This is a genomic window from Hahella chejuensis KCTC 2396, assembly GCF_000012985.1.
GTDB classification, from domain to species: Bacteria; Pseudomonadota; Gammaproteobacteria; order Pseudomonadales; family Oleiphilaceae; genus Hahella; species Hahella chejuensis.
Genome location: NC_007645.1, coordinates 4,411,297 through 4,427,711, shown reverse-complemented (window position 1 = coordinate 4,427,711; position 16,415 = coordinate 4,411,297). Strand labels below are relative to the sequence as shown.

The window sequence follows — 16,415 nt, the reverse complement described above, 5'->3', positions numbered from 1 at the left end:
TCTAAGACTCCAGTTTCACATGTTTCATGACTTCGACGCCGGGGATCTGGGTGTTTATTTCCGCTATGCTGTTAAAGCCGCCATTAAGCGGGATAACGCAGCGCCAAATCAGAAACACCTTATGCTCGTCGGTGTTGATGATCAGCGTGTCCAGCTCGCCTTTATCTCTAAGACTGCCAGCGCCGCCTTGAAGCTGCACGTGACATTCCGGCGCTGGCAGGTTGGGCAGGAAAAACTGCAGGCGTCCACGAGGGGAGGCATTCACTATGGTGACTTCTTCGTTGCCGGCCAGATAGCCGTCCAACACCAGTCCGGGCGATGCGGCATTGTAAAATCTTTTATTGAAATCGAAAGGAAGCAAGGGCTTGCGCGTTTTCTCCCAGGTTTCATCGTAGGTGCCCGTGTACTTGATGCGCGGCTCCCAATGGCCTTCGATAAAGCCGAAACCGACCGGCGCAGGGGCGTCATTGTAGGCGCGAATCAAATCGTCCGGATTCTCCAGGTTCGGCAGGGGAGTCCCTTCTTCGAAATCTTCCAGCGGATCGCGATAACCGACCCCCATGGGGTTGCGCGATTCCTGGCTGATCTTCTCGCCATCGTCGCCACGGGGATCTTTGCCGCCAAATGCGCGCTCGTAGATCAGCGGTATTTTCTCGAAGGGCGCGGGAGCGGTGGCGATAGGATGGGACGGACCCATTGTCCATTGCCGGTCTCCGAACACTTGCACGATTTTTCTAGCCGGGCCTACGCGGATGCCAACTTTGACGCTGGCGTCGTTTTTGTGCTCAGGGTAAGCGTGTCCGACCAGAACAATATCGGCGGCAGGTTTAAAGTAGACGCATTCAGGCTCGTATTTCAGGCTGGACTCGCCAGGTTCTCCCCAGTATTCGCCAGCCAGACATAGCGGCGCCTGTTCATCCGCCAGCCGTAACTGCTGGTTGCCGACGATGTCGTAGGTCGCTTTCACAACCACCGTCAGGACCGGAACGAACTCTTCATCATTCAGGTAAAGGGGCTCAACAACAAAAGGGGTTTTATTGGTAATTTCCGGGTGCGGCATTGTTGATCGTTATTCACTGACCGAAGATTAAAGTTCTTTTTTACAAATGATGCACTTGGGTTTTTCAGTGATCGGCATCGCTATGATGGGCTTCTGCAGCACAGGGAAAGGCGGCGTATTCATTTTGTTATGAAGCATGATGTCAAAGGCGCGCGGCACGTTTTTCCCTTCGAACTTGGTGTCGAAGGAATACATGGAAAACTCCGCCTTGTTCTTGATGGTGCCGGAAGCGATGCCGCCGCCCGCCGTTCCGCCTTCGTCGCCAGTACTGGTTGAGAAGTTGGAATCTTTCAGACACACCGGATTGCCGTCGCACTTGACCTTCTTGGCGCCTTTCGCCGAGTTGCTGGACATGGCGATGTTGGGGTAGGGGATCGGAACAGGGCCGCCCGGTGTGGGGGTTTTACAGACGTCCGGGAAACAGATGGTCACTCCACCGCTGTCCTTGTGCACCACGGACATATGATTTACGCCGACTGTAACGCCCATTGCTATATTCCTTAATCTCTTGAAATCTCGTGTATATTCGCCCAGCGTCGCCTTTGACGCAACCGTTCTTAGTTGATCGCGACGTTAGCGCCTTTGATTTTGTTGGATGACATGGCGCGGTTCAAAATATCTTTGCCTTTGATGACGACCTTGCCATCGGCTCGCAGCAGGATGCTGCTTTTGCCGCACACCAATTGAATTTCATCGCGCGCGTCGAAACGTACTTTTTTACCATCTATAACGGCGCCATCTGTCTTACCCACAGGCAGCACGACTGTCTGACTTTCATTGGGAACCAGCGCTTCGCCAACGACGCCGATAATGACGGGGGATTTTTTGCGCCCGCCTTCGAATAACATCAGCAACTGTTGGCCTGGAACGGCCTGGCTGGGGGGGAGGGTGATGGTGGTTTTGGCGAGCAGTGCGCCTTCGCTGTTGCCGGGGAAGTCAATCCATGCGCGACCTTTAGCATCCACTTCCACCAGTTTTCCTATAACTGGCGTGGCGGCGGTTTCCGCTACGGATTCAAATAATTCGTTGACTGCACCCATGGTCGCGCCTCTTTCCTTTGGTGTTGAAAATAAACTTAATATTCAAGCGCCGTTCGACGCTGAAAGCCGTCATGCGAAGTATGTCGACGGCTTAAAACATGATTCCCCCATATGGCTCAAACCCCTTGAAATAAAAAGGCTGTCGGCCAATGCGGTTTTGCAAATCATTTGTAAATTCAAGTGTGGCTTAAGGATACATGAGCCTATCCCGCCTTACTACCGCCATAAGGCCGAGAGGGGATTGGTGAGTTTGAGTTGGCCAGTTGAGACGGCTTGGTTTAAGGTTCTTGAAACAATAATCAGAAACGGAACAGGGAATGGACTTGCATATGAAACACGGTGGCGATCTGGTGGCTGAGACGTTATTGGAGCATGGCGTTGGAGCGTTGTTTACTTTATGCGGAGGGCATATTTCTCCCATTCTTTCCGGTTGTCGCAAGGCCGGCATGCAGGTGATTGACGCCAGGCATGAGGCGAGCGCGGTATTCGCCGCCGACGCCTATGCGCGCTTGACTGGAATACCGGGTGTGGCGGCGGTGACGGCTGGCCCGGGGGTCACCAATGCAGTCACCGCCCTGAAAAATGCGCAAATGGCGCAGTCTCCGTTGATTCTGCTTGGCGGCGCCAGCGCCACGGTGCTGCGCGGACGCGGGTCATTGCAGGATATAGACCAGACCGGACTGCTGGAAACGACGGTCAAACAGTGCTTTGCGGTGGAGAAGGTCCGCGACATTGCGCCGACGTTACGGGAGGCGTTCAGAGTTGCTTGCGCTGGCGCGCCCGGACCCACATTCGTTGAGCTTCCCATTGATGTGCTGTATCCGGAGGAGGTTGTCCGGGAATGGTATGGCGTGAAGGGGGGAGAGCAGGGGAAAGGAAGCCTTGGCGGGAAGGCGGTGCAATGGTATCTGGACTTTCATGCGGAGCAGATGTTCAAGGGCGCCCAGGATTCTCCGCAACGTAACACATTGCGCGCTCTGCGCCATACTGCTGCGGACATGTCTATGGACCTGATCGATGCGGCTAAAAATAAGTCGCTGGCGGCGGTGGCGGCGCCATCCCTGCGCAAGGCGAAACGCCCTGCTATGGTGATCGGCGGTCAGGCGCTGCGTCATCCCGATCAGGCGGACAAGCTTGCTTCAGCGATTGAGACGTTAGGCGCGCCGGTCTATCTCTCGGGCATGGCTCGGGGGCTGCTGGGGCCGGATCACCCGTTGCAGGTAAAGCATCATCGCAAGCAGGCGTTGCGCGAGGCGGATTGGGTTTTATTGGCTGGCGCGCCTTGTGATTTTCGTCTTGATTACGGCTCTCATATTTCCCGCAAGACGACGCTGGTGTCGGTGAACGCGCAGCGTGAGGACCTGTTTAAAAATCGCCTGCCCACGATCCCGGTCTGGGGTGATCCCGCCGCCTTTCTTATGCAATTGGCGGAATCATGGGGGGAGACGAAACAATGGGACGCCGAATGGCTGCAGTCGCTGCGCGAGCGGGATCGGCAGAGAGAAAAAGATATTCGCACGCAGGCTCTGACCGAAGGAGGACGCATCAATCCTCTGGATCTGTTGTTGCAAATTGATACGGCGCTGGACGAGAAAAGCGCGATCATCGCCGACGGCGGCGATTTTGTCGCCACCGCCGCCTACACCCTGCGCCCCCGCTCGCCATTAAGTTGGCTTGACCCCGGCGTGTTCGGGACGCTTGGCGTCGGCGGCGGTTTTGTACTGGGCGCCGCAGCGGCCACGCAAGGGGTGGAGCTATGGCTGATCTACGGCGATGGCTCCTGCGCATACTCCCTCGCGGAATTCGATACTTTCGTTCGCCATAACATCGGCGTGATAGCGGTGGTGGGCAATGACGCCTGCTGGAGCCAGATTGCCCGTGATCAGGTGACGATACTGCAGGATGACGTTGGCGTCATGTTGCGCCGCACGGAATACCACAAAGTTGCTGAAGGTTATGGCGGAGTGGGCTTTCTACTGGACAAGCCATCGGATATCGCGCCTGTCTTGCAGGAGGCGAAAGCGCTGGCGCGCCAGGGCCGGCCGGTATTGATCAATGCGATCCTGGATCATTCGGACTTCCGTAAAGGCTCAATATCCGTCTAATCAATCCCGCGAAGCTTCTATGTTAAGAGCGCTATGGTAGCGGCGCTCCAGCGCCTCATCGATTGCTTCGGTTCCGTCGTCGCACAAGGGGAGTGGCGACACTTCAGGCGGTGATGCGCTGTCGGTGAAAGGCAGTTTTAAGTGCATCATGCCGCTGCGAAACAGTTCGATAGGCATGATCTTCAGCTTGGGAGAAATACGTGGGCGGAACCCCATATGGGCGAGAATATCCCGGTCAATCTGCACTCCGGGTGCAATTTCAGTCAGCTCCAGGCCGTCTGGCCTCAGACGAAAAACACATCGCTCAGTAATGTAGGTGACCTTTTGACCGCGCTCCAGAGCGTAGCGACCGCTGAAGGTGAGATGTTCGACGTTGTTCACCAGTTTCATGGTGGCGTCCGCAACGCCGAACTCCAATCCATTGCCGGTGATGCGGATGTCGTAGTCGCCCGCCAGAAAGGCGCCGAGAAAGTACACTTCCTTGGCGTTCTGGCTGATATTGATAAAACCGCCGGCGCCGGACATGCGCTGGCTGAAGCGGCTGACATTGACGTTGCCCTCACTGTCCATCTGCGCCATGCCCAGGAACGCCTGGTCCAGGCCGCCGCCATCGTAAAAATCGAACTGGGAGGGGTGGTCGATAATCGCCTCGGCGTTCATCACTGCGCCAAAACTGAGGCCGCCGGCGGGAAATCCGCCGATGCCGCCAGGTTCGATCGTCAGTGTGACTTCATCCATCAGGCCTTCTTCCGTCGCTACGGTCGCCATGGTCTCGGGCATCCCGATTCCGAGATTGACGATGGCGCCGGGGCGCAGCTCCATCACTGCGCGGCGGCAAATCAACTTGCGTATATCCAACGCCGCTTTGTGATCGCAGAAGTGCAGATTAATCTCGCCGCTGTAAGCCGGGTTATAGCTTTCCGCAAATGTCTGTTGATGGTGTTCGGGCGGCGCCACCACGACTTTATCCACCAGGATGCCGGGGATGCGCACCCGGGAGGGATGCAGGCTGTGGCGGGCGGTCAGTCTTTCCACCTGAACGATAACGATGCCGCCGCTGTTATGGGTGGCCTGGGCGATGGCCAGACTTTCCAGCGGCATCGCTTCTTTCTCCATGGTGATGTTGCCTTTGGGGTCGGCGGTGGTGCCGCGCAGCAGCGCTACGTGGATGGGAAAGGCTTTGTACAGTAGAAATTCCTGGTCCCCCACATTGAGTAGCTCTACCAGTCCCGGAGGCGTGTTATCGTTGATGCGACCGCCGTCGTATCTGGGATCAACGAAAGTATGCAGCCCGACATGGGTGACGACGCCGGGTTTGCCGGCGGCGATATCGCGATACAAGTGCGTGATGACGCCTTGGGGCAGGTTATAGGCTTCGATTTTGCCTTCGCAGGCCAGCTTGCCGAGTTTGGGCACGAGACCCCAATGGCCGCCGACGACCCGTTTCACTAATCCTTCATGGCCAAGGTGGTTCAATCCTCGCTCTTTGCCGTCTCCCTGTCCCGCCGCGTAGACGAGCGTCAGATCCCGAGGCGACTGTGTTTCCTGAAATCGCTTTTCCAACGCCACGGCGAGAGTTTCCGGAAAACCGATGCCGACGAAGCCTGCGGTGGCGACGGTGCGTCCGTTTTCAATCAGGGAAGCTGCTTGTTCGGCACTAATTACTTTCGGGTGCATAACAACCTCGGAGTCATGGATTGGCGTAGGCTTGCTGGGGTAGCCAGGTGACCAGTTGCGGCCACATGAATACGAGCACCAGGGCGGCCAGCTGTAGAAAAATGAAGGGCGTAACGCCGCGATAGAGCGAGCCCACCTTGATTTCCGGCGGCGCGACGCCTTTGCAATAGAACAGGGCGAACCCTACCGGCGGCGTCAGGAAGGACGTTTGCAGACAGACGGCGAACATGACGGTGAACCACACCAGATCGAAGCCCAGTTGCTGCACCACCGGCGCCACCAGCGGCAGAATGATCAGCGTGATCTCGATCCAGTCCAGGAAAAAGCCGAGCAGAAACGCACAAACCAGAATGCATATGATGACGCCGTTAGGACCAAACGGCAGACCGGTCAGCGCATTTTCAATCAGCTCATCGCCGCCCAGACCCCGCAATACCAGGGAGAAAGCGGTGGCGCCGATCAGGATGGCGAAGATAAATGCGGTGGTTTTGCTGGTCTGGCGGCAGACATCGCGCAACATGTTTACATTGAGCTTTTTGTTGCGCCAAGCCAGGAAGGTGGCCCCGAAGGCGCCGACGCCAGAGGCCTCGGTGGGGGTCGCCAGACCGAAGAAAATAGAGCCCAGCACCGCCAGGATCAGTAACGCCGGCGCCATGATTGAGCGTAAGGCGGCTAAAGCGATCTGGCCGCTGAGAGGTTCTGCGTCTGCGGCGGCGGGCGCGATGCTGGGGTCGAAGCTGGCGCGGGCGACAATGTAAAGGATGTAGGCGGAACCCAGAAGTACGCCAGGCATCACCGCGCCGAGAAACAGGTCGCCGACGGACATGGCCAGTTGATCCGCCATCATTACCAGCATGATGCTGGGAGGAATCAGGATTCCCAGGGTGCCGACGGCGCACACCGAGCCGACCGCCAGCTCCGACTGATAGTGGTTTTTCAACATCACCGGCAGCGCCAACAGCGTTAGCAGCGCGACCGACGCTCCAATAATGCCGGTGGAGGCGGCCAGCAGCAGCCCGATGATCACCACCGCAACGGCGGTTCCTCCGTTCATGCGGCCGAACAGCTTGGAGATGTCGTTCATCAGGTTTTCAGCGACGCCGGAGCGGTCGAGCATTTGTCCCATAAAGACGAACATGGGCAGCGCCACCAGCACCCAGTTATTCATGATGCCCCAGATTCGATCTACCGAAAGCGCGGTGTAGTCCCAATCGATGCCGACGAATGCGTCCAGATAAGTGTCGGCGAACAGGGCGACGCCGGTGAACACGACCGCCACGCCGCCCAGTAACCACGCGACGGGAAAACCGGAAAAGATAAGAATGATGAATGTGGCGAACATTGCGATGGCCAGGACTTCATTCAGCTCCATCGCATTACCTCGGTTTCAGGAAAAGATAGACGAACACGCGGCTGAAACGGGACGCCGTCGCGATAGAGAGAAGCAGCAAGCCAACGGGTAGCGCCGCTTTGATCGCCCAACGATAGGGCAGCCCACCGGGAGACAACGAGCGCTCACCACTGAGCCAGGCGCCATAAACGAAGGGAAATGCGTAATAGGTCAGTAACGCAAGAAACGGTATCAGCAAAAACAATATGCCGAAAAACTCAATCCAGCACCGGGATTTCAGAGACAGGCGCTCATGTACGACATCCACTCTTACGTGGTCGTCGGACTGATAGCAATAGGACAGTGCAGTAAGGAATCCAATGGCGTACAGATGCCACTGCAACTCTTCAAACTCAATGCGCCCTTCGCCGAAAAAGTAGCGCATCACGACGTTGGTCATAATCACCAGCATCAGAATGGGCCAGATCCAGGCGCTGGCTTCGCCGATGTGGCGTATGAATGTGTCCAGTAATCTGGACAGTCGTGTGTGCGGCAGTTCTGGCGGCGGGGTCGCTTCGGCGCTCAAATTGGAGAAAGCGTCTTTACGTTCAAAAGATGAGGGAGAGAAATCGGGTGGAGAGGCGTTGAGACCGCGCTCATGACGCAATAGCTCGCTCTGAGACGGTAATGCGCCGCTCAGTGCGTCAGTGTTGGCGCTTTCAGCCTTAATAGGATGCGCCTGCATAAGGATACTCCTGTTTATTATTCTTACTGCGGGCTATAAAACGGGCGTCCCTTTGGCGGAACGGGATGGCCACCAGCCGAAAAAGGTGGGGGCCGGGCCCCCACAAAGTGTCGTAGCGACACCCTAGAACGCTATGGGTACTGCTTACCTCAAGGAAATCAGACACCGCTGCGCAACGTCCAGCCAGCAGGCTTAGAAGTCGCGCGGCAGATATCCCAACTGCTTCCAGCGCTTATATTGCGCGCCGAACGCCAGCTGGTTTTCGTATACCTTCTTGAAGTCCGCATCTTTGGCGGCTTCTGCATCGAGTACTTTTTTGGTCACTTCCTGCAGACTGCGCAGTATGTTCTCCGGCAGTCTACGTGCGGCGGCGCCGTCAGCCTCCAATTGCTCCATGGCGCGACCCTGAATGGCTTCGCTGCGCGCCAGATCGCGGGTGACGCCGGCCTGGCACGCCATATTGATCATTTCTTTGTCGCCATCTGAGATGGCGTCCCACTCCTGTTTGTTGACCACCAGGTGGAACGCGGAGTGGGGCTGATGCCAGCCGGGGAAGTAGTTGTATTTGGCGACTTTGTTGAAGCCCAGCTTCTGGTCGACGGCGGGAAGGGAGAATTCCGTCGCATCAATGGCGCCTTTTTCCAGCGCCTGGAAGATTTCGCCGCCGGGCAATACTGTTACGGAAGCGCCGAGATCCTGCATGATTTGGCCGCCAATGCCGGCGAAACGGACTTTCAGGCCTTTGATGTCTTCAAGTTCATTGATCTCTTTTTTGAACCAGCCTGCGGTTTCCGGCCCGGTCAGGCCGCACAGAACGGGATGAATGTTGTCGCGATGATAGATATTTTCCGCCATCTGGCGGCCTTCGCTTTCATACCACCAGGCGATATATTCCCAGGGCTCCATGCCGAAGGGGACGGAAGAGAACAGGACGGAAGAGGCGATACGGCCCTGGTCGTACCCGAGCCAAGTATAGCCGGCTTCGATTTTTCCGCTCTTGACGGCTTCAGTGATGTCCAGCGTGGGCGCCAGTTTGTTGGGTTCGTAGTGCTTGATCATGATGCGGCCGCCGGAGGCTTTGTTAAGCGACTCCATGACGCCGGGAATCGTGTCGCCCAGGGCGGGAAGATTGCTGCCGTACGCCGCCTGCATTTTCCAGCGTACTTTGTCGGCCGCCTGCGCCGCCCCTGCGCAAGTCAGTGTGGCGACAATGAGAACTTTGGCGAGCGCACGCGAAGATAAGGATGAGGTTCCATGTAATTGCATAGTATTTCCCTAAATTTTTTTATTGCCGACTACTACCGGAAGGCAGAATACATATATTGAGCCAGCTTTTAAACTCCTTAATTTTCATATAGATACGCATCAAATATGAATTTTTGTCCGATGGGTGTATGGAAGGCCGGACAGAGGGTCTGACTGTTGTCCTTGGGAGCCTGCAATCGCTGACATTGGTGAGGCCTTAGAACTGTCCGATATTTCAGGCAATGTATGAAGAGTCGGACAAAAAGGGCGGGGAGGTTAGTTATAAAATTATTAGTGCAAGTTTATCTGTGCAAGCCGGTTGATTGTGCTTTTCAGGCTTTTATTTCGAGTATAAACGCGCAAAGAAGGCGTCTTGCGACGCCTTAAATCAACTCGTGCTTTTGGAGCTTTTCATAGAAGGTGGCGCGGGATATCCCCAGCGCTTTCGCACTGGCGGAGCGGTTGCCGTTACAGGCGGACATCGCTTGTTTGAGGAAGTTGCGTTCCGCCTCCGCCATCGCCTCCGATAGCGGTTTGACGGCCTCGCGACGATTCCCTTTCTCTCCAGCGCCTTGCAGGTGCGCGAAGTCCGCTACGGTCAGCTCGGTTCCTTCCGCGAAAATAAATGCGCGCTCTAATGTGTTGTGGAGCTCTCGCACGTTGCCTGGCCAATGATAAGTGCGTAATAGCTGCATCGCCTCCGCGTTGGGCTTGCGGAATGGTAAGGCGGAAGCGTCGCAGAATTGTCGCAGCATATTGCCGACCAGCAGCTCGACGTCGCCTTCTCTGTCGCGCAGCGGCGGCACTTCGATGGGCAAAACGTTTAAGCGATAGTATAAGTCGGAGCGGAATTCGCCGGTTTCCACCATCTGCTTCAGATTACGGCTGGTGGCGGCGATGATGCGCACATTCACGCGGATAATGCGGTTAGAGCCGAGGGCTTCGAACTCCTGTTCCTGCAACACGCGCAGCAACTTAGTCTGCAAACTCAGAGACAGGTCGCCGACTTCGTCCAAAAACAGCGTGCCGCCGTCCGCCAGTTGGATTTTACCAATGCGTCCTTTGCGGTCCGCGCCGGTGTAGGCGCCCGGCGCTGCGCCGAAAAACTCCGCTTCCAGCAGACTTTCCGGTATCGCCGCCATGTTGACGCCGACGAATGGTCGCTCCGCACGCACTGATGCGTGATGGATGGCGTGGGCCAGTACTTCTTTGCCGGTGCCGGTTTCTCCCAGCAGTAAAACCGTCGTGTCGAGCTCCGCCGCCTGTCGCGCGCGGCGGATCAGCTCGCGTATGACCGGGCTTTGCCCAATAAAATCCGCAAAGGAATATTTCGCCTGCCGCATATCCGCCAGTTGTTTTTCCGCTGTGGTGGGCACGCCGCGCAGACGACCGAACTTTTCCACCAGGGGTTTCATGTAGTCCAGTTGTTTGTAGAACACAAAGCCAATGCCGCCAATCACCTGATCCTGATCGTCCCGGATCGGCATACGGGTCACCACCATCCAGGTGCCGCGAATGCGCATGAGGTCGAGAAGAATAGGGCGACCGCTTTCCACCACTTGGCGCATCATGCTGTTGGGAATGGCTTCCTCCACCGGGCGGCCGACGTATTTCGCGGCGTCTTCCGGCAGTTCCAGCAGAAGGCGGTATTTGTCGCTGAGCCAGCGAATTCGGGCTTTCTGATCGACGATGATGCTGCCTTCGCAAAAACTGTCCAGCAGATCCATCAGAGGATTATCTTGAATAAAGGCTAATTGGGCTTCGATAGGAAGCCGACTATCTGAAATTGAGGTTGCCATGTCTACGCCGTCCGTTTCTTAATCCGACCCTGTCCGTTGAGAGGGACCGAATGACAACAAAAGTACTCCACGTGTAACCGGGAAACATACTCCGAAAGTAGTCGTCAGGCAATGAAACTGTGGGGTTACAACAATGGTTTAGGTAAAAAGTTCAATGTTTGAACAATTCATCAGGCTGTCGCTGATGTTGACGCCGCGATCAGGTTTTTGGTTTGTATATTTCTGCGGGTATGATGCCGCGAAGCGACATCGTCATTTGGTGTCGAGTTTCTGTTTTAACCAGGACGCTTTGAATGTCTGAAGACCATTTAGTTATCCGCTGGCGACAGTTATTTCCCCATGCGGACCCTGAAACCGTCCAAAGCTGCTTTGACGGATTGCGCCGCGCCTACACGGAACCCCATCGCCATTACCATACCTTGGACCATATCCAGGCCTGTCTGCGCCATCTCGAAGAGGCTACAGGCGAACTGGAGGAGCCTCGCGCCGTGGCGTTGGCGCTTTGGTATCACGATATTGTTTACCAGCCAGGAAATGCGGATAACGAAGCGGACAGCGCCCGACGAGCAGTCGCTGAATTGCGTCAGCTGGGCGAGTCTGACGAGATGGCGGAGAAGGTGCGGGCGTTGATTCTACACACCCGCCATCCGTCACAACCGGACTCTCATGACGCCGCGTTGCTGGTGGATATTGATCTGGCGGTGCTGGGCGCCGCTCCGGTTTTGTATGATCAATATGAAGACTGGATCAGACAGGAATATAAAGGCATCCCATGGCCGCAATACTGCGCTGGACGCCGTCGGGTGCTGCAAGGCTTTCTGAACGACGCCTTCATTTATCATACGGAAAGGTTCCGCAGAGAGCGGGAGTCCAGCGCCAGAATGAATCTAAAGCGTGCGTTGACGCGTCTTACTGAGCAGGAGGGAAAATAATAAGAAGTATTAATATGGCAATGATATTGGCATGTTAATCATCAGGCGCATGGATGCGCCTGCGCGGCGGCTGGCCGCGGGAGACAGGGCCAGGCCCTGTCGTAGCAGACAAATAGAAGGAAGCTATTTGTCTGCCTGATTAATAGTAGGAGAATCAGGACGGTGAGGGCTTCAAGCCATAGCGCAACATGTCCGTTGCAATGGTGGCGGGGACCGGTTTGCTGAAGTAAAAGCCCTGGGCCTCGTGACACCCCAGTTCCCGTAGCTTTTCCAGTTGCTGAACCGTTTCGATGCCTTCTGCGATGACCTTGAAGCCCATATGTTCCGCAATCGCCAGAATGGCTTTGACAATGGCGATGTCGTCGCTGGACTCGCAGATATTGCTGATGAAGGAGCGGTCAATTTTGAGACGGTTGAACGGGTACTTTTTCAGATATTCCAGGTTACTGAACCCCGTGCCGAAATCGTCGATGGCGATATCGAACCCCTGTCGCCACAGCGCTTGCAGTTGCCCGCCGCCTTTGGGGTCCATCAGGCTGCTTTCGGTCAGTTCCAGTTCAAAGTCATTCGGAGTCAGGTGGTAGCGGGTGAAGATGTCGACAAAGTCCTCGGTGAAGTCATCCCGATACAATTGCGCCGGTGAAATATTTATCGCCATGCGCACCCTCGGACCGATTCTGCGCCAGGCGACGATCTGTTGGCAGACCTGCTCGATCATCCACAGGCTCAGGTCATAAATGTGGCCATTTTCCTCCGCCAGGGGGATAAAACGCGCGGGGCTGATAAAGCCCTTGTCCGGATGTTGCCAGCGTAACAGGGCCTCAAAGCCGACCAGTGTTTCTTTGGATATGTCCACCAGGGGCTGGAAGTACACTTCAAACTGCTGATCGCGCATGGCCTGAAACAGCGCCTGGGATAGCCACCAGCGCTCGTAGTTTTCCGCGTCCATTTCCGGGATGAATTTTTTCAGCAGGTTGCCGCCTTCTTTCTTGGCTTCCAGTAACGCCATTTCCGCTTTATTGAAAAGGACGCGCCATTCTTGCAAAGGCATGCTGGGCGGTATGTAGCCGATAGAGAATTTCAGCAAAAACTCCTGCGATTGGATCATAAACGGCTGTTGCAGCCGGTGCTGCAACAAACGCAGCTGCGAGGCGGCTTCGTTCTCCGAGGCTTCCAGCACGACGCCGAATTTTCCAGGACCCAGGCAGCCCATCAGGATGCCCGGCGGAAAAATCGCGGACATGCGTTCGACCACTGTGCGGCTGATCTGCTTTTCGGACATGTCCCGATCCAGGGTGCTGAGAAGTCCGATCAGGGTTTGGTCCAAGTCGACTTCACATACCCCGACGCAGAAGGAGCTGTCTTTTTTCTTCTTGAACAGGGTGTTGGCGATTTCCAGCAGGATTTCTTTACGGGGCAGACCGGTGACCGGATCGTATTGCTCTAACAGGCGAATATTCTGGTTCTGAAAGTCATGCAGCTTTTTCAGTTTCAGCAGGTTATTGACGCGGGCGCAGAGTTCCCGGCGGTTGAAAGGCTTGCTGACATAGTCCTCCGCGCCGGCCTCCAGCCCGGAAACACAGGAGTCTCTGTCCGCCAGCGCGGTCAATAGAATAATGGGAATGTGTTTCCAGGCTTCATGAGATTTGATTTCCCGGGTCAGCTCAAAACCGTTTTTGCCTGGCATCATCACGTCCAGGATGATCAGGTCCGGTTCGTAATTGGCGACGGTTTTCAATGTGTTGCAGCTATTGTTCAGCTCGTGAACGTCACATCCTTCCGCGCGAAAGATATCCGCCAGCAGTCTGGTGTTGCGCTGTTCGTCATCGACTATTAACAGCCTGCTTCCCTCGAGCTGGAGCATAAGTTGTTTTCCATTGCTTGATCTTTCCAGTCTAGTCAAGAATTCCAGCAAATTTAACGTCCCAGGTCAGGACTTTTTGTTACAGGAAGGGAGGTTCTAATGCGGCTGTGAGGGGGCGGATTGGGGGGATGGGGGTGTAGCGGCCTATGTGTGTTTTTTTGTTAATTCCCAGCTTGTTTCTATACTGAGGTTAACGGTTCAAGGGAGTTTCGAGGATATGAAACAACGACCGTCCGACTTCGCGAAAATAGCAGGGTGTTCGCTAATGGCGCTATTTTCCGCTACTTCGTTTGCAGCAAGAGATGATTTGGTGCTGGACATCAAAGGAGCCAGTCTGGAGCAGCTCATGGGGCTGAAAATTTCCACCTTGTCCCGCAAACAAGAACTGCTCGCCAGAGCCCCGGCGGCGGTTTACGTCATTACCCGGGACGATATCCGACGCATGGGCGTTACCCATATAGCAGAGGCGTTGCGCTATGTCCCCGGACTTGAGGTGAATCGCTTCGAAGGCGGCAAGTGGAGCGTCAGCGCGCGCGGATTCAGTTCCTCCACCACTAACGCCAACAAGATGCTGGTGCTGATCGACGGCCGCAGCATTTACAGCATGCTGTACTCCGGCGTGTTGTGGGAAGAAAAGGACGTCATGCTGGAGGATGTGGACCGCATCGAAGTGGTGCGCGGGCCAGGCGGCACCCTGTGGGGGGCCAATGCGGTTAACGGCGTCATCAACATTATCACGCGTAATGCTCAGGAGACTCAGGGCGGGGTTGTGACCGTCGGCGCTGGGTTAGAGGAACGCGGTCTGTATCAACAACGCTACGGTTGGCGAATCGGCGAGGAAGGCTATGCGCGGATCTATGGCAAAGGGGTCTATCGCGACAATAGCGGCGGCTTGGGTACGGAGGACGACAGTGAACACCTGCAAACAGGGTTCAGGGTGGACCTGGAGCGCGGCAGCCAGGACACCTATACGCTACAGGGAGATTACTACCGGGGCGAGGCGGGCTCGATGGAAGAGTTCCACGGCGGCAACCTGATGTTTAATTGGAGTCATACCTTTTCTGAGCAGCGCAGCCAGCAGTTGTTGCTTTACTTCGATAACACCGTGCTGGAAACCACTGGCCTCGACGATAAGCGCGATATCTGGAATCTGGAATACCAGTTGCGCAATCAGTTCGGGTTTCATGATGTCGTGGCGGGCCTCGGTTATCGAGTGGTTCATGATGAAGTTCTGTCGCCTTCTGAGGTATCCGGCTTGCGGCCAGAGAAACGCAATGACGAGGTCAAGAACCTGTTTATACAGGATGAAATCAAACCCTTCGGCGAGAATTTCCGTTTCATCGCAGGAACAAAATATGAAGTGAATGATTACTCCGGCGAGGAATGGCAGCCCAGTGTGAGGCTCGCTTATGACTTCCCGGACGCCATTATCTGGGCGTCCTGGTCCAAGGCGGTGCGAGTGCCGACGCGATTGGAGCACGATTTGTATGCGCCGGGCCTGGAAGGGGCTCAAAGTCTGCTGCCGGAGCGCGCTAAATTTTATGAGGTCGGGGGCCGTAAATCCTGGAAGAAATGGACGCTGGATCTGTCCGCCTACCATGGCGAGTACGATGATTTGAGAACGATAGGGACCAGTGGCATCCGCAACGAAATGACTGGCGATGTCCGAGGCGTTGAAGTCTCATTAGATTACAAGCCCAATCCTGTCTGGCGGTTACGCTTAAATGCCAGCCATATGGAAATGGATATGGAACTGGACGCTTCGAGCGATTCGGTGATCAGTGCTGAAAGCCTTGAAGATACCTCCCCCAGAGACATGGCCCAATTGATTTCTTATTGGGACATCTCACCTTCCTGGAGTTTGAACGCCTATCTGCGTTATGTGGACCGCATTCAGGGTTCCAATATCCCCAGCTTTCTTGTGGCTGACCTCAGTGTGGTGTGGAAGCCGACGGAAGATCTGCGCGCGCAGTGGGTTCTGCGTCATTTGGGCGACCCGCACCCGGAGTCAGTGGGCGTGAATGGCGAAGTGGAATCCGACGCCGCCTTCTATCTGGGCTGGGAGTTTTAGCGGATGTCCTCTCGACAGATGAGATGGAAGTGGTCGCGCGGATTAACGGCGGCGACGATGCTGGCGCTCTCCGCCGCAGTGTGGGCGGTGGATGTCGAGTATCAAATCAAAGCGTCTTATCTCTACAACTTTATGCAGTTTGTCAGTTTTCCACAGGATTCTTTGGCTCAAGAAGGTCAGATCAAGGTCTGTATCGTCGGGGTAAATCGCTTTGGCGACGCATTGGATGAAATAGATGGGGCCAAAGCGCCGCAGGGGAAAGTTGTCGTCAGGAGTCTGGGGCGATATCGATCCAATCTCCCAGTACATGGCTGCAATGTGTTGTTCCTGTCTTCGTCGGAAGAGAGAGAAACGGAGCGCATCCTGAAACTGGTGGATGTGCGGGAAGTGCTGACCATCAGCGAATACTCTCCGTTTATCGACTATGGCGGCTTGATTGAGCTGTACCAGAAAGATGACAGCATACGCTTCAGAGTCAACGCGTCGTTAGTCACGGAAACCAAATTCAAGGTGGCGGCGCAGTTGGTGCAATTGGGAGTGGAATAAC

The 16,415-nt window shown here is 55.6% G+C and carries 13 protein-coding genes; 4 read left to right on the top strand and 9 right to left on the bottom strand.

What is annotated here, in order from left to right; translation table 11 throughout:
• Position 1 precedes the first annotated feature (1 nt).
• From HCH_RS19105 to HCH_RS19095, 3 genes are all read right to left on the bottom strand, one after another.
• A complete protein-coding gene (locus HCH_RS19105; RefSeq protein ID WP_011398054.1) occupies positions 2-1,060 on the bottom strand; it encodes a DUF2169 family type VI secretion system accessory protein in 1,059 nt (352 codons plus the stop codon).
• A 27-nt stretch (positions 1,061-1,087) separates the two neighbouring features.
• On the bottom strand, positions 1,088-1,549 hold the full coding sequence (locus tag HCH_RS19100) for a DUF4150 domain-containing protein (protein WP_011398053.1): 462 nt from the start codon (positions 1,547-1,549) through the stop codon (positions 1,088-1,090).
• A 68-nt stretch (positions 1,550-1,617) separates the two neighbouring features.
• The gene (locus HCH_RS19095; RefSeq protein ID WP_011398052.1) at positions 1,618-2,100 is read right to left on the bottom strand and encodes a DUF6484 domain-containing protein; all 483 of its coding nucleotides are present in this window, start codon (positions 2,098-2,100) and stop codon (positions 1,618-1,620) included.
• Positions 2,101-2,417: 317 nt separating this feature from the next.
• Here HCH_RS19095 and HCH_RS19090 point away from each other — a divergent pair, with 317 nt between their 5' ends.
• Positions 2,418-4,205, top strand: coding sequence for a thiamine pyrophosphate-binding protein (locus HCH_RS19090; RefSeq protein WP_202945264.1), 1,788 nt, complete (start codon positions 2,418-2,420; stop codon positions 4,203-4,205).
• Here HCH_RS19090 and HCH_RS19085 read toward each other — a convergent pair whose 3' ends face one another.
• The 5 genes from HCH_RS19085 to HCH_RS19065 form a co-directional block, all read right to left on the bottom strand.
• Positions 4,206-5,882, bottom strand: a complete 1,677-nt coding sequence (locus HCH_RS19085) for an acyl CoA:acetate/3-ketoacid CoA transferase (RefSeq protein ID WP_011398050.1) — start codon at positions 5,880-5,882, stop codon at positions 4,206-4,208.
• Between the two features lie 13 nt (positions 5,883-5,895).
• The gene (locus HCH_RS19080; protein WP_011398049.1) at positions 5,896-7,254 is read right to left on the bottom strand and encodes a TRAP transporter large permease; all 1,359 of its coding nucleotides are present in this window, start codon (positions 7,252-7,254) and stop codon (positions 5,896-5,898) included.
• Between the two features lie 4 nt (positions 7,255-7,258).
• On the bottom strand, positions 7,259-7,957 hold the full coding sequence (locus HCH_RS19075; protein ID WP_011398048.1) for a TRAP transporter small permease subunit: 699 nt from the start codon (positions 7,955-7,957) through the stop codon (positions 7,259-7,261).
• Positions 7,958-8,149: 192 nt separating this feature from the next.
• The gene (locus HCH_RS19070) at positions 8,150-9,223 is read right to left on the bottom strand and encodes a TRAP transporter substrate-binding protein (RefSeq protein ID WP_011398047.1); all 1,074 of its coding nucleotides are present in this window, start codon (positions 9,221-9,223) and stop codon (positions 8,150-8,152) included.
• Between the two features lie 362 nt (positions 9,224-9,585).
• On the bottom strand, positions 9,586-11,001 hold the full coding sequence (locus HCH_RS19065) for a sigma-54 interaction domain-containing protein (RefSeq protein WP_011398046.1): 1,416 nt from the start codon (positions 10,999-11,001) through the stop codon (positions 9,586-9,588).
• Positions 11,002-11,294: 293 nt separating this feature from the next.
• Here HCH_RS19065 and HCH_RS19060 point away from each other — a divergent pair, with 293 nt between their 5' ends.
• Positions 11,295-11,933 carry an HD domain-containing protein gene (locus HCH_RS19060; protein WP_011398045.1) on the top strand — a complete coding sequence of 213 codons (639 nt, stop codon included), beginning with the start codon at positions 11,295-11,297 and terminating at the stop codon, positions 11,931-11,933.
• A gap of 154 nt (positions 11,934-12,087) precedes the next feature.
• Here HCH_RS19060 and HCH_RS19055 read toward each other — a convergent pair whose 3' ends face one another.
• Positions 12,088-13,797 (bottom strand): putative bifunctional diguanylate cyclase/phosphodiesterase, encoded by a 1,710-nt coding sequence (locus HCH_RS19055; protein ID WP_011398044.1) that lies wholly within the window; start codon positions 13,795-13,797, stop codon positions 12,088-12,090.
• 217 nt (positions 13,798-14,014) lie between these two features.
• Here HCH_RS19055 and HCH_RS19050 point away from each other — a divergent pair, with 217 nt between their 5' ends.
• Both HCH_RS19050 and HCH_RS19045 read left to right on the top strand, forming a co-directional pair.
• Positions 14,015-15,868: a TonB-dependent receptor plug domain-containing protein gene (locus tag HCH_RS19050; RefSeq protein ID WP_011398043.1), complete on the top strand. Its 1,854-nt coding sequence runs from the start codon at positions 14,015-14,017 to the stop codon at positions 15,866-15,868.
• A gap of 3 nt (positions 15,869-15,871) precedes the next feature.
• On the top strand, positions 15,872-16,414 hold the full coding sequence (locus tag HCH_RS19045) for a YfiR family protein (RefSeq protein ID WP_011398042.1): 543 nt from the start codon (positions 15,872-15,874) through the stop codon (positions 16,412-16,414).
• The last annotated feature ends 1 nt before the right edge of the window (position 16,415 follow it).

What these genes read in the sequence shown, in the direction of transcription:
- HCH_RS19105 (WP_011398054.1), bottom strand. Translation starts at nt 1,060, where the DNA reads ATGCCGCACCCGGAAATTACCAATAAAACCCCTTTTGTTGTTGAGCCC.
- HCH_RS19100 (WP_011398053.1), bottom strand. Translation starts at nt 1,549, where the DNA reads ATGGGCGTTACAGTCGGCGTAAATCATATGTCCGTGGTGCACAAGGAC.
- HCH_RS19095 (WP_011398052.1), bottom strand. Translation starts at nt 2,100, where the DNA reads ATGGGTGCAGTCAACGAATTATTTGAATCCGTAGCGGAAACCGCCGCC.
- HCH_RS19090 (WP_202945264.1), top strand. Translation starts at nt 2,418, where the DNA reads ATGGACTTGCATATGAAACACGGTGGCGATCTGGTGGCTGAGACGTTA.
- HCH_RS19085 (WP_011398050.1), bottom strand. Translation starts at nt 5,882, where the DNA reads ATGCACCCGAAAGTAATTAGTGCCGAACAAGCAGCTTCCCTGATTGAA.
- HCH_RS19080 (WP_011398049.1), bottom strand. Translation starts at nt 7,254, where the DNA reads ATGGAGCTGAATGAAGTCCTGGCCATCGCAATGTTCGCCACATTCATC.
- HCH_RS19075 (WP_011398048.1), bottom strand. Translation starts at nt 7,957, where the DNA reads ATGCAGGCGCATCCTATTAAGGCTGAAAGCGCCAACACTGACGCACTG.
- HCH_RS19070 (WP_011398047.1), bottom strand. Translation starts at nt 9,223, where the DNA reads ATGCAATTACATGGAACCTCATCCTTATCTTCGCGTGCGCTCGCCAAA.
- HCH_RS19065 (WP_011398046.1), bottom strand. Translation starts at nt 11,001, where the DNA reads ATGGCAACCTCAATTTCAGATAGTCGGCTTCCTATCGAAGCCCAATTA.
- HCH_RS19060 (WP_011398045.1), top strand. Translation starts at nt 11,295, where the DNA reads ATGTCTGAAGACCATTTAGTTATCCGCTGGCGACAGTTATTTCCCCAT.
- HCH_RS19055 (WP_011398044.1), bottom strand. Translation starts at nt 13,797, where the DNA reads ATGCTCCAGCTCGAGGGAAGCAGGCTGTTAATAGTCGATGACGAACAG.
- HCH_RS19050 (WP_011398043.1), top strand. Translation starts at nt 14,015, where the DNA reads ATGAAACAACGACCGTCCGACTTCGCGAAAATAGCAGGGTGTTCGCTA.
- HCH_RS19045 (WP_011398042.1), top strand. Translation starts at nt 15,872, where the DNA reads ATGTCCTCTCGACAGATGAGATGGAAGTGGTCGCGCGGATTAACGGCG.